Consider the following 13,249-nt stretch of genomic DNA (forward strand, 5'->3'; position numbering starts at 1 on the left):
TCATATAAATTCCTATCTGTAGAAAAAGCTCACTCCGATAGGCCGGGCGGCACATCGAAGAGAGCTTCGCGAATGTTTTGCCATTCTTCGTTATTGATCGATGGCGGTGCGCCTCGGCAATCCATCCAAGGCCCCCGGATTCATCAGGCTGGAGGTATCGCCCAACGCTTCGCCTAAAAACCGCTGTTTGATCAGGCGCCGCATAATCTTTTGCGTGCGTGTTTTCGGCAAGTCCAAAACGATATGGACTTCCGCCGGTTCGTACGGCTTGCCGAGCGTGTTTGTCACATGCCGCCGAAGCTCATTTGCCTCCAGCGCAGCACCCGGCGTCATCACGATGAACAAGACGATTTCTTCGCCTTTGACAGCATGGGGGACACCGATCGCTGCCGCCTCCAAAACACCCGGAAATTGGATAACCACATCCTCCAGCTCACCCGGCCCCGTTCTCCTACCCGACACCTTGATGACATCGTCCGCCCTGCCCTGATGAAACCAGTGGCCTTCTTCGTCCTTGGTGACCATATCTCCCTGCCACCACATATGCTCTCCAAGCGGAAAATATGTGTCGAGATAACGCTGGCGATTTCGCCAAAAGCCTCGGGTCTGTGCGGGCTGCGGCACGGTAAAGATCAGGTAGCCCGAATTCCCGGCGGGTACCGGGTTGCCCGCTTCGTCCACGACTTTCGCTCCCACAGCTGGGGTCGCTCCAAGGCATGTCGCCTTTTGCGGTGTGATGCATGTCGAGGAGAGAATCTCAGCGAACACCTCTGTTCCGCCGCTGCCATTGATGATGGGTGCCCTTCCATTGGTCCAGGACAAATACCACGACCAGGTTTCCTCGTCTATCGGCTCTCCTGTATGTCCCAATATGCGCAGTGTGGAGAGGTCTGCTTGTTCACGGAAAGGCTCTGCGTACGTCTTTAGCATCCGCAAGGCCGTCGCCGGAGCGCCGAATACGGTTACTTTGTACTTCTCGATGATCTGGTACAGGCGCCCTGGATGAGGGTGCATCGGACTGCCTTCATAAATCAAAAAGGGCGCCGCGACACTGTGCGCGGAGAACAGGGGGAGCTGACCCATCATCCAACCAAAATCGGTGACCATGGTAAAAATATCGTCGGGATGCGTGTCGTAGATAAACATTCCCACCTCTGCCGTCTTCACGGCAATTCCGCCATGGACATGAACGATGCCTTTGGGGCTTCCTGTGGTCCCCGAGGAATAGCTGACCATGCATGGTTCTTCCGCGTCTGTTTCCACTGTGGCGTATCGGTCAGATGCTGCATCCATGAGCTCGCCCCAGTGCCAGTCTCGTCCGGGCACCAGCAATGCCTTTTCACCCAGACGCTCGGCGATCAGCACACTCTGCACTGTCGGCGACGTCTCCAGCGCCTTGTCCAGCACATGCTTGAGCAGCACCTGCTGGCCTCCGCGATAAAATCCGTCTGCGGTTACTACCAGCTTGGCCTCGACATCACGAAGCCTCACTGCCACGGCTTCCGGCCCGAAACCCGAAAAGAGCGGCACCGCGATTGCTCCCGCCTTGTAGATTCCATACAGTGCGATGACTGTTTCCGGTATCATGGGCATATAAATCGCGACTCGATCTCCACGCTCCACACCCAATGTGCCGAGCGCGTTTGCGAACCGGTTTACCTCCTGGCGCAGCTCGTAAAAGCTATACCTTCGCTCCTCTTCCGACTCTCCTTCCCAGAGCAAGGCAGGACGGCCAGCAGTAGCTTCGTTTTCCGCCCACTTGTCCAGAAAGTTATGCACGAGATTAATTTTGCCATCCACAAACCACTCTGGCCACGGCAGGCCTTTGGAGCTGTCCAACACGCTGCGGTACGGCTTGGCAAACTCGATTCCAGCAAAGCGGATAAACGCATTCCAAAACCAGCTCACATCTTCCTCGGACCTTTTGATCAGTGTGTCGTAATCGGATATCTGCTCCTGCTTCATAAAACGGGCGAGATTGCTTGACTCGACCTGTTCCTGCGACGGCTCCCATACGACTTTGCGTGTACGCATCATCCAATTCCCCTCCACACGATTCGGAATTATTTGAAAGCGCTTCCTCCTATTATTTTCATCTGCGCGTTCCACCTCTGTCAATAGCGAAAGGACAACGGTTCTCTCCCCACGCAGACACCCCTTTTCGTGATATGAAAAACGTCTAGATGAAATCTGGAAAGTGAGGAACACTATCCCATGGAAAGAGCCAGCCTCGGCGACATGCCCTGTGTTTCGCGTTTTTAAAAATGGCAATACCCTTTATCCATCCGATGAGCTACAACGAGTCACTCATCCAGGCAAATAGACGGGCTGTTGGTCATACGTATGAGGGAGAGCTGTGAAGGAGGCGATCTCGAATATGGTTACGCCAAAGGATAAGCCGGCAGCACCGGAACCACCCAGCAGGCAGGCCCTGCGGGAAGCCTACGAGCTGATTCTCACTCACATCTGGCCGCGCATGAATTCCAACCATACCACCTGCAGGAGAATTGATGATGAAAATTCGGTTGATACAAAACGGATTGATTAGCGAGATTGACGACGTGGAGGATACCGTCCAGCCGCCGGTCAACGGCTTCTACTGGATCGATGCTTCTCCATTTGATCTGGATGTTCTGCAGCCTCTCTTTGGCTTACATCATCTGGCCGTAGAGGACTGTATCGACGAGGAAGAGCAGCGGCCCAAGCTCCAGATTTACGGAGACCACTACTTTCTCGTCATCAACGGGATCGCCTTTCATAATCAAGACATCTTTTTGCGCGAGATCAATGTGTTCATCGGCAGCAAGACGATTATTACGGTCACGAAGCAGGAAGCTCCCGAATTCACGGCTATGCAGCCCATCATCCGAGAGAAAGAGGTAAATCGTCCAGATGAATTTCTCTATTATCTGGTCGATCAGGTTGTCGATCGGTATTTCGACGTGATTGAGAAAATCGAAGACTTGATTGAGGATCTGGAGACACAAATCTTGATGAATACCCGGAAAGCCCATTTGGATCAGATCATTGGGCTGCGCAGTGAAATTCTATATGCCCGCAAGATGCTATTGCCGCAGCGGGACCTGATAGACGCTCTGCATAAAAAAGAACTTCCGCTCCTTCAACCAGCCATGCGGAAGTACTTTGGGGACATTGTGGAGGATGCTGCGAAAGTCGTGGAAAGCTTCGAGACGTTCCGCGAGCTGATCGGGAACTTGCGCGAAGCCTATCAGTCCGCCCTCGCCGGACGAGCCAATGATATCATGCGCGTCTTTACCGCCTTGACGACGATATTCATGCCGCTGACCATCGTGACTGGCATTTACGGCATGAACTTTGACTACATGCCAGAGCTGAGACAGCCTTATGGCTACTTTGTCGTGCTCGGTGTCATGGCTGGAATCGGACTGACGATGTACGTCGTTTTCAAAAAGAAGGAATGGCTGTAGCTTGTCCAAGACAATCCCTAGACAAGCTCATCACATGCCACAATCATGACGGTCAGTTTTTTGGATAGATCGCATTCATAAGGCTGGGATAATTCCTGCCCATTTTCGTCCAGTAGAATCCGTATGATAGGTCGGCTTGGCATGCCTTTGTTGGAATCCACGATGACTCCTGTCTCTCCCGTATTCAATTTGACGCTCAGTCCGAGGGGATAGAGAGCGATGGTGTCGCGCAGGGCTTCTACGTACTTTTGATCAAACAGCTTGCCGGATCCCGAAAACAGAATTTCCATCGCTTCATGCGGGAGCATACCCGGTCGATACACACGGTGAGAGGTGAGTGCATCAAAGACGTCCGTGACCGCCATCAACCGTCCGAACGGGTGAATTTCATCTTTTTTCAGCTTGCGTGGATAGCCGGAGCCGTCCCACCGCTCGTGGTGCTGAAATGCGCAATGTGCGGCGAGCAACGGAATGTCTTCTTGGCGCCGCAGCATCTCAAATCCGAATTCTGTATGCTTTTTCATCAATTCAAATTCTTCATTTGTAAGAGAACCCGGCTTTTTCAAAATTTCGTCCGGAACGTGTATTTTTCCTATGTCATGCAGCATGCCGCCAATGCTGATTTCCAGCACTTCTTTTTCCGAACACTCCGTTTTCAAGGCCAACGCCGTACTGTACAGCGCGACGTTGAAAGAGTGTGTAAATATGTAATTGTCAAAAGCGCATGCATCGGCAAGTAAGTTCATGGCAGAACGAGAGGCATTCAATTCATCCGCTACAGCTGTCATTATGAGGCGCAATTCGCGTCCAAAAGCTTTGTCTGCAAAAATCTGCTGCCATTTTTGTGGAAAGTCATGTACCGTCCGAAACGTCTCGTGAATCATTGACATCGCAGCTCTACGGGTAGAGTCCGAGATGACGGTCTCAACCAGAATGTCGTCTGTACGCTTATCCTGAATGTAAAGACTTGAGATGTTCTTGCCTTTGAGTCGATCTAGCATTCGCTGGGTAAGCTCCACGCCTGCCCCAACGAGAACCGTTCCATTTTCCGAATAGATGGAACGTGCCAGCGTGTCACCCGGCCGGCATTTTTGAATGGATTTCAGTCTCATTTCCAACATTCGCCTTTCTTCAGGGTACCCTTATTATAGCGTGATTCGACTGGATTCTACATGCTTATTTTTTGTTCGCGAAAAACCAAAAAACGCCCTCGTCACATCGACAAAGGCGTCTATTCCCTTTCCCTGCCTTTTTCTATGGAGCTACAGCATCTTGATGACGGCTTCCCGTCCGATCATGCCAGCTGTAATTCCCTTTTCTTCTGCAGTCGTCGTTACAGATTCGAGAGGTGCATCAAGCAGCTCCTGGATGGTCTTGACCCCCACTGCCCTCCCTGCCAGGATCTGGCGGCTGGCAAGCTTTTCGTTCAAGAGCCCTACATCCAGTGCTCCGCACATGATATATCCATGATCCGTGGTAACGGCGAGCAATGTTGTTTTTGGCAGTCGAACAGTGACAGCGATCGCCGTCCCCTCTGGAAAATGAACAGGCACTACCTCGACCATTGCGCAACCCTCCTTTTTCTTTCCTGCCTCGTAGCGTTACCATCCTATGACAGGAGCAAGAAATGTGTGTTTGCGTACGGTCAGTGCGTCAAAGTCGAAGGCGAAAGAGAAGGCGCGCTTTCATCCTCCATGGCCACTTTGCGCTTCATGACCTCGATCATGTACGTCGCCAGCATATGAAATAGCTCTTCTTCGTCCATCTCGTCTATCAGATCGAGCAAGTCTTCCCGGGACTGTTCATCCAAAATGCCCACTACAACAGCCGTGATGTCCTCTTCGGCACCGTTGAAATGCCCTTTGTACATCTCATACACTTCGTCGATAAACCGCATGGTTCGATCCCTCCTCCTTTCTGTGAAAAACGTCCCCTCTCATTGGGGGGATTGAAGCATCTCTCGACGTTTTCCATAAAACGTGGATGTGACCGCTTTTGTTAGCATGCCCCCATTTTGACAGTTAGGAGCATCTTTTTCCTCAGGGGAGAATCACCCGCTCCCACCTCGGGAGAAAGGACTGCTGAACAAAGGTTTGATTCATCACCGTCTTGGCTACGACCTCCCGAAGCATTTGAGGGAGAAAAAACTCGATTTGGGTTCCTTGCAGCAGGTCGGGAAATAGCCGATTGTACATGAACATATCGACTGTCCCCACACGGTACTCCTGTTCCAGGATCAAGGGCTGGTCATTGACCTCGATCTGCACAATGCGAGGATGCTCCCCTCCGACGTAGCGGATATGCAGCCCATCTACGCCCATCCACCCCTCCACTTTCCCGCGAAAGCCGCAGCCGCGCAGCTCGCGATGAATCGTCTCGGGCTGGATCGCCTGTTCGAGGACGCGTGTCAGCTGTGAGCCTGTCAACGTTACGGCACAGGCATTGATCGGGTGCGGCAGACTTTGGAGCAGGTCAGAAAAAGACACACTTCCCTGAAGCAAGTCAGACAGAAGCAGCCCGCCGTTTGCCAATCCGATCTCTGCACCGGTCCACGTACGAATGCTGGCAGCCAGAAAGGAGCCAAACGGTGTCTCCTCCATCCACGAAGCCTGCAGGTCGTGCTCCAGCATGGCCACTGGGCGCTTCAGGATTTGCTCCGCCTCCTCCTCCTGCTGCAGCAAAAATGCCGCCAACTCCTCGTCGGGCATAAAATCAGCACTGGGATAGAGCTCCGCACTCGCCTCTGTCACCTGCTTGACGGTACGGTCCCACACCAGTCGAACATGGCCGACATGCTGTCCGAATTTCCCAGTCTGGGCAATCAGCGTGTTGCCGACTCTCTCGCCTTGCATCAACGTGTGGTGCGTGTGAGCGCCCAGGATGACATCCAATCCCTCAACCTCCGCTGCCAGGCGACGGTCTGCCTGATAGCCCAGGTGTGACAGGAGAACAAAAACATCTGCCTGATCTCTCAATGCGGCGAGCTGCTCCCGAAGAATCGGAATCGGATCCCGGATGTCCCAGCCCATGCTGCTGTAAGAGGGAGTGAAAGGAATCGTCACGCCCAAGAGCGCTACCCGCAAATCAGGCCATTGATGGATGGCATACGGCACCGCCCACTCTGGTGTCGCGTTTCGCTGCGGGTCGAGAAGATTCCCCAGGATCACAGTAAAATCAGCATTCTCGTACATGGCAGAGAGCTTTTCTTTTGGAAGCGTGATGCCTTCGTTATTTCCTATCGTCGCGTAGTCGTAGCCGGAGCGGTTCATGACACCTACATTCACTTTTCCCAGGCTCGCTTCGGATTTGGTGTCCATTCGGTCCATATGGTCTCCGATATCTACCGTGAGCACATGCTCCCCCTGCTTCTGCCATTGGTCCCTTCGCGTGCGAAAACAGGTCGCGATCCGCGGCATGGTAGCAAAGTGGCTGTGCAAATCATTGGTGTGCAGCAAGTGCAAGGTACAGGTGTCTGCCAACGCTTTCCCCTCCCTCTCTATGCGAGCTTATCCGAGGATCGATTCCCCTATCATTTGTACGGCAATGCCCAAGATCAAGAGGCGCAGGATGAGCACGATCGTGCGCCCCTTCATTTTGCTGGCTGCAATCGCCCCCAGCTTTCCTCCCGCCCACGCTCCCGGCGCAAGCATGGCAGCATACAGCCAGTCGATATTGCCATGCAGCACATTCGTAACCGAGCCAATCACGGCAGAGAAGAAGATGACGAGCATCGAAGTCGCTGTCGCGATGTGAGGAGGAAAGCGAAACAGAATCATCATCGCGGGCACCATCAGCACCCCGCCGCCTACGCCGAACAGGGATGAGGTAATCCCTACGAAAAAAGCGATCAGAATGGCGCTCCATCTGCTGAAGCCATACTCGTACTCATTGCCTTCATGGTCGACGAAGCGCCGTTTGACCTGCCATTCGATATTGCGCGGCTTGAGTTTGTCTTTGACCATCATCAGTACGAACATGAGCAGCTGAAACAAGCCAAACAACAGCGTAAATCCGCCTAATGGTAGTAATTTATTTAGGTAGACGCCCACAATAGCACCTGGTGCGCTGCCGACAAAAAAGAGCATGGCGCTCTGCACGTCCACCTTTTTTTGCTTCAAGTAGGAAATGGAAGAGGACAATGCCGTCACGGCGATGACGAGCAGCGATGTCGCCGCAGCCACCTGGGGAGTCATCGAGCCAGGCAAATAGGCATTTGCAAAAAACAAGAGCGCAGGAACAAAAAAGATTCCTCCACCCAGACCCGCAATACTTCCGACGACGCCAGCCGCCACTCCAATGCATACGAACAAGACTGCCATTGCTGCAAGCATGTGAACCCTTCTTTCTTGAACAAACCATTATCGCTGCTTCTCCAATAGGGCTAGCCCCAGATTTGGGCGCAATGCTTCCCGGTGTTAAAACAGCTCCATCTGGCGGGGATTCAGCCCGCTGGGACGCACACCCAGCATGTCCGCAAATTGCTTCGCGTTGTGAGCTGCGTCGCCCCCAGAGTTATTGTTGAACAAAATGCACACTTCATCCGCATCATCTGCGATCTGCTGGATGCGCGGAACCCACTGTGCCAGCTCTTCCTCGGAATAGCGGTACAAATAGCGCACATCCCGCCAGTTCTGACCTTCCCCCGGATCTCTCCAGCCGGCATGATTCCGTCCATGAAAGCGGACCAATGCCAGAGCAGGATGAGTGACGTCGACCACGATCGGTACCGAGCCGTTCCCCACCTGCGGCTCATCGCATAGGACATGCGTCGCTTCGATCGAACGCAAAAAGTCCAGTGTCCGATCCCGAAACTGTGCACTGAACCAGCTTCGTTGCCGGAACTCTACCGCGAATGGGTAAGCAGCGAGAGCTTGGCGGCACGCCTTCACATACTGGACATTCTCCCTGGTGCAATCAAACCAGGGCGGGAATTGAAACAGCAGTGCCTTGAGCTTGCCTGCCGCAACGAGCGGCTCGATGCTTTCCTCAAACTGACGAAACAGCTCCCGCCTGTCGACAGGTGCTGCCCCTCGTTGATGTCCGGTCATGGCCTGAAACGGTTTGACGATAAAACCAAAACGATCCGGCGTTTCCCGGACCCAAGTCTCATAATTTCGTTGTGGTAAAATGGCATAGAAGGAGCTGTCCACTTCGACGATGGGAAAATGGCTTGCGTAGACCGAGAGCTTGTCGCGGTTCTTTACCCCTTGCAGGTACAGATCATGATGATCGCCCCAGCCGCAGACTCCAATTTGTATGGTACTCATTGCCTTTGAAACCCCCAGGTCCAAAGATTTCAATCCAAAAAGGGGAGGTCCCCATGACACCCAATTGGTTAGGCGAACCCTTTGCGTTTAAGGATAACAAATTATCCCTGACCCGAAAAGTACACAAACGCCTCTTGGCTGAAGCGCAAGAGGCGTTCCCGTATGAGTATTCCGCTTTGTTGATCGGGCAAAAAGCTGCCATCACCGATCATATCCCCATGACGGGGAGCACCTTGGACAAGCATGCGTTCTCCTTTGATGGCCCTGGTTTTTTACGGGCAATTGCCTTGATCCGGGAGTCTAACATGCAATGGCTGGGTGTCCTTCACACCCACCCGCATACGCTGCCTGTTCCTTCCCAAAGGGATCGCGACGGCTGGCACTATCACTCGCTCAGTTATTGGATCGTGAGCCTTTGTGGATCGGAACCTTTGTGGCGCATGTACCAATGGCAGGATGGCGATTTTCAGCAGCGCTCTTACACCATCACTGAGGAAGAGTGACGGGCAAATGCCTCTTGCTCTTCCGACTCGCATCCAAAAAACTCCTGATACAAGGCGATGACGGCACGGTCTGCCTCTTCCGCCTTCACTCCGAACATCATGCTGACCTCAGACGAGCCCTGATTGATCATTTCCAGATTGATCTTTGCGGCAGCCAGAGCAGTGGCAGCACGCGCTGTGGTTCCCACCGACTGTCTCATCCCCTCGCCTACGATCATGACCAGAGCCAGTCCGTGAGTCACTGTGACATCATCTACCTGCAGCTCATTCTGGATGCGCTCCACGATTCGCTGCTCCTTGTCTGCTGTCAGATCGCGTTCCCGCAGGATGACGGAAATGTTGTCAATCCCAGACGGTGTATGCTCGTAGGAAAGGGATTCCTCTTCCAGTATTTGCAGCAGCTTGCGCCCAAAGCCTATTTCTTTGTTCATCAAGTACTTGCTGACATAAATGCTGCAGAATCCACTGTCACTCGCGATGCCGGACACCCGTTTCGTGGAAACCGGCGGTTCGCTTACAATCATCGTGCCAGGTGCGGACGGATTGTTTGTATTTTTGATGCAAACGGGAATGTCAGCCTGATAGGCAGGGCTCAACGCCTCTTCATGGAACACCCCGAACCCCGAATAAGACAGCTCCCTCATTTCACGGTACGTAATTTCTTTTACCTCCACGGGCCGTTCAATCAAATTCGGATTCACCACGTAGACCGAGTCGACATCCGTAAAGTTCTCATAGACGTCTGCTTTGACCGCCGCCGCCAGAATCGAACCGGTTATGTCCGAGCCTCCGCGCGAGAAGGTCACCAGATCCCCAGCCTCCGTAAATCCGAAAAATCCTGGAAAAACGGTGATGCCAGACTTCGAGCGCAGGGCGGACAGCTTCTCATACGCTTCCGGCAGGACGTGTGCGTTCCCCACCTCATCGGTGACCAGCATGCCCGCAGCCTCTGGATTGATGTAGCGAGCATCCTCTCCCAGGCTGCGAAGATAATGGGCGACCACCTTGGCGCAGGTATCTTCACCCGCTGCCTTGACTGCATCCATGAATCGGTCAGCCGCAAGCATTTTGCGGTTGGAGAGCACTTCATCCAGCTCTGCTTCGATCTGCGCCACCACCTCGCACGGCAGCTGCAGCTCCCGAGCGATCTCCTGATAACGTCCGAAAATCTCCTGCTTCTCCGCGGACGCTTCACCCGTCTCCAAATAACGTTCCGCATATCGAATCAATAAATCCGTCACTTTCGTATCGTCCTTACATCTCTTCCCCGGTGCCGAGACGACGATCAATCGCCGGTCTTGATCTGCCCTGATGATGCTGCATACTTTCTTTATCTGTTCTGCATTCGCAAGCGAAGTGCCGCCGAATTTTGCAACCTTCATGTTCTCTCCTCCATCTGCCTATCTGCTCACCATCTTTTTTATGTAGGCAAATCTGATACTAGATTAAGGTATCCTCCTAAAAAGCACAAGTGTCTTTTTGGTGAGGACACATCATCCGTGAGCTCCTTGAGCCCTTTCGCATGATCATCAAGGGGTCGTTTATGCATCTATGATTTTTCATCAGAATTCATGTCCACCACATAATCACCAAAACTTGGCGCATAGTAAGGATGCGAAAGTACACACGTTTTATGTTCCACTGCCGAGGGGTGAATCTAGATGAAGAAGCAAGCTTTGTCCTTGTTTATCGTCACGATGCTGCTCGCGTCGTCTTTGACTGGCTCAGCACTGGCGCAGAAGCAAAGGGATCGCGACTACTACGAAACACGCGGCGAAATCGTGTGGGAGGTAAATACCAACAAAAAAGTAATGGCACTGACCTTTGACGATGGGCCTGATCCTGAGTACACAGCGCAAATTGCCGCGCTGTTGAGGGAATACAATGCAAAGGCAACCTTTTTTATGGTAGGCTCCCGCGTGAAGGCATTTCCCCAGGTCGCGCGCCAGCTGGTCTCGGAGAACCACGAACTGGCGAATCATACGTACAGTCATCCGGATGTGCGCAGAATCTCCAACGATCGGCTGCAGGCGGAAATGGAGAAAACCCAAGAGATCATCTATGCGAGCACAGGGGTCAGACCTCAGCTATTCCGTCCACCTGGAGGGTACTACAGCGATTCTGTGGTGAACGTCGCGAAACGTTCCGGTTTTCTCGTCGTCATGTGGTCCTGGCACCAGGATACGCGCGACTGGAGCGATCCCGGTGTAAAGAAGATCGTAAACAAAGTCATAAACAACGCTCGAAACGGTGACATCGTCCTCTTCCACGATTACGGGGGCAACCGCAGCCAGACCGTAAAGGCGCTTCGTGAAATCTTGCCGGTGCTGCAAAAGCGTGGGTACGAGTTTGTCACGGTTTCGGAGATGATGCGCCTGTATGGAAAAACAAAAAAAGTGGGGCAAGGTGATCAAGGGGACGATTGATGCAAAAAGGCCCCTTCCTGTCGGGAGGGGCTCTTATCGTCCGAGGACTTTCCTATGATTTCGTTGCTGTGGAATCGGTAGTTGCGGCGATCGGCGCCAGCTCTACCTCTTCGGGGAGCTTCGCTGTTATCTGCGTTGCTCCACCCTTTTGCATGAAGTCGGTAATCATCTTGTTCATATCCAGGCCAGAGACGTCCTTCAGCATTTCCGGGAGCTGTGCCATCAGCTTGGTGACATTCCCGCTCAGTCTGTTCACGCCATCTCCCTGACCACCGCCGGCGTCTACGATCGTCACCTTGTCGATCGCTTTCATCGGCTCCGCGATTTTCTCCGCCAGCTCTGGCAGCATCTTGGCAATAATGTCGAGAACAGCGGCATGACCGAATTTTTCGAATGCATCTGCCAGTTTTTCTTTCCCTTCTGCTTCTGCCTCCAGCTTCAGGCGGGTGACTTCTGCCTCCGCACTTCCCTTCGCCTTTTCGGCTTCGGCAATGGCCAGACCTTCCAGTCGCTTCTGCTCCGCCATCGCCTTGGCTTCCGCCTCGATCCGGTATTTGACGGCATCGGCCTCACGCAGCTTTTTGGCCTTTTCCGCTTCCGCCGCCTGCTCGACGGAATAGCGATCCGCATCCGCTTTCTTTTTCACTTCCGCATCGTATTGGCGTTCGCGACGGAGGATTTCTTTTTCTTCCAGCTCGATTTCCTTTTGCTTGCGTACCAGGTCGACCTTCATTTCCTCTTCGGTAACCTGCTGCTTGGCTACAGCCTCTTGGAGCTTGTAGGCTTGGTCTGCGCTCGCCTTGGCTTTGTCCTGCTCCTGCTTGAAGGCTGCGACCTTCAATTCTTTTTCTTTCTCGGCTTCCGCGATGTTCGTTTCCTTTAACAGCTCTGCCTTGCGTGCCTCTTCCTCTGCCTGTGCTTGCTTGATCCGCGCTTCTTTGTCCGCATCTGCCTGAGAGATCGTCGCATCACGCTTGACAGCCGCGATTTGCGGAATCCCGAGAGCAGCCAGGTAACCGTTTTTGTCTCGTACATCCTTGATTGTGAAGCTGACTACCGAAAGCCCCATCTTTTTCAAGTCTTTGGTCGCTACGGATTGCACCTCTTGGGCAAAGCGCTCCCGGTTCTTGTAGATTTCCTCGACTGTCATGCTGCCGAGAATTGCACGCAGATAGCCTTCCAATACTTCCTGTGCTTCCGATTTCAGGGCTTCATCCGTCTTGCCCATGAATTGTTCAGCAGCTGTGGCAATGTCATCGATGGAGCCGCCGACCTTGATGATCGCGACCCCGTCAGCCATGACCGGAACCCCCTGCTCGGTGTACACCTCTGGCGTCGACACATCGAGCTTGTGGGACAAAAGGCTCAAGAAATTGGCTTGTTGAAAAATCGGCAAAATGAAAGCACCGCCGCCGCGAACGATCTTCATTTTGCGGCCTGACTCATCGCTGAGGACGTTCTTCGAGCCGAGATAGCTTCCTGTCACGATCATGGCTTCATCCGCCCCAACCGTTTTGTACCTCGCCCAAAATGCGATACCCAGTACGACGAATACGGCGATGACTACGAGTACGGTCGTCAATATACCCGGTTCTAGCGTCATT

General features: G+C 53.1%; 13 protein-coding genes. 4 read left to right on the forward strand and 9 right to left on the reverse strand.

What is annotated here, in order from left to right; translation table 11 throughout:
- Positions 1–90: 90 nt before the first annotated feature.
- A complete protein-coding gene (locus JNE38_RS25975) occupies positions 91–2,037 on the reverse strand; it encodes an AMP-binding protein (protein WP_203353951.1) in 1,947 nt (648 codons plus the stop codon).
- Between the two features lie 340 nt (positions 2,038–2,377).
- Between JNE38_RS25975 and JNE38_RS25980 the strand changes: the two genes are divergently transcribed.
- Both JNE38_RS25980 and corA read left to right on the forward strand, forming a co-directional pair.
- Entirely contained in the window at positions 2,378–2,548 is a 171-nt protein-coding gene (locus tag JNE38_RS25980; protein ID WP_203353952.1) for a hypothetical protein, read from the forward strand.
- A complete protein-coding gene (gene corA, locus JNE38_RS25985; RefSeq protein WP_203357750.1) occupies positions 2,514–3,449 on the forward strand; it encodes a magnesium/cobalt transporter CorA in 936 nt (311 codons plus the stop codon). The genes JNE38_RS25980 and corA overlap by 35 nt, the downstream gene beginning before the upstream one ends.
- A gap of 17 nt (positions 3,450–3,466) precedes the next feature.
- Here the strand turns inward: corA and JNE38_RS25990 are convergent, their stop codons facing one another.
- The 6 genes from JNE38_RS25990 to JNE38_RS26015 all read right to left on the reverse strand — a co-directional run bounded on the left by JNE38_RS25990 (position 3,467) and on the right by JNE38_RS26015 (position 8,716).
- Positions 3,467–4,561, reverse strand: a complete 1,095-nt coding sequence (locus tag JNE38_RS25990; protein ID WP_203353953.1) for an HD-GYP domain-containing protein — start codon at positions 4,559–4,561, stop codon at positions 3,467–3,469.
- A 150-nt stretch (positions 4,562–4,711) separates the two neighbouring features.
- A complete protein-coding gene (locus tag JNE38_RS25995) occupies positions 4,712–5,014 on the reverse strand; it encodes a YunC family protein (protein ID WP_203353954.1) in 303 nt (100 codons plus the stop codon).
- A gap of 80 nt (positions 5,015–5,094) precedes the next feature.
- A complete protein-coding gene (locus tag JNE38_RS26000) occupies positions 5,095–5,346 on the reverse strand; it encodes a DUF6154 family protein (RefSeq protein WP_203353955.1) in 252 nt (83 codons plus the stop codon).
- Between the two features lie 142 nt (positions 5,347–5,488).
- Entirely contained in the window at positions 5,489–6,928 is a 1,440-nt protein-coding gene (locus JNE38_RS26005; RefSeq protein ID WP_203353956.1) for a bifunctional metallophosphatase/5'-nucleotidase, read from the reverse strand.
- 27 nt (positions 6,929–6,955) lie between these two features.
- Positions 6,956–7,780, reverse strand: coding sequence for a sulfite exporter TauE/SafE family protein (locus JNE38_RS26010; protein ID WP_203353957.1), 825 nt, complete (start codon positions 7,778–7,780; stop codon positions 6,956–6,958).
- An 84-nt stretch (positions 7,781–7,864) separates the two neighbouring features.
- Positions 7,865–8,716: a DUF72 domain-containing protein gene (locus tag JNE38_RS26015; protein ID WP_203353958.1), complete on the reverse strand. Its 852-nt coding sequence runs from the start codon at positions 8,714–8,716 to the stop codon at positions 7,865–7,867.
- A gap of 53 nt (positions 8,717–8,769) precedes the next feature.
- Between JNE38_RS26015 and JNE38_RS26020 the strand changes: the two genes are divergently transcribed.
- Positions 8,770–9,219: a M67 family metallopeptidase gene (locus tag JNE38_RS26020; RefSeq protein WP_203353959.1), complete on the forward strand. Its 450-nt coding sequence runs from the start codon at positions 8,770–8,772 to the stop codon at positions 9,217–9,219.
- Here the strand turns inward: JNE38_RS26020 and JNE38_RS26025 are convergent.
- Positions 9,195–10,601, reverse strand: coding sequence for an aspartate kinase (locus tag JNE38_RS26025; RefSeq protein WP_203353960.1), 1,407 nt, complete (start codon positions 10,599–10,601; stop codon positions 9,195–9,197). The genes JNE38_RS26020 and JNE38_RS26025 overlap by 25 nt on opposite strands.
- A gap of 279 nt (positions 10,602–10,880) precedes the next feature.
- Here JNE38_RS26025 and JNE38_RS26030 point away from each other — a divergent pair, with 279 nt between their 5' ends.
- Complete coding sequence (locus JNE38_RS26030; RefSeq protein ID WP_203353961.1) at positions 10,881–11,645, forward strand: polysaccharide deacetylase family protein; 765 nt, start codon at positions 10,881–10,883, stop codon at positions 11,643–11,645.
- Positions 11,646–11,697: 52 nt separating this feature from the next.
- On the opposite strand, the gene JNE38_RS26035 is transcribed toward JNE38_RS26030, so the two are convergent.
- Positions 11,698–13,248, reverse strand: a complete 1,551-nt coding sequence (locus tag JNE38_RS26035) for a flotillin lipid rafts scaffold protein FloT (RefSeq protein ID WP_203353962.1) — start codon at positions 13,246–13,248, stop codon at positions 11,698–11,700.
- Position 13,249 lies beyond the last annotated feature (1 nt).

It is taken from the genome of Brevibacillus choshinensis (assembly GCF_016811915.1).
GTDB lineage: Bacteria > Bacillota > Bacilli > Brevibacillales > Brevibacillaceae > Brevibacillus > Brevibacillus choshinensis_A.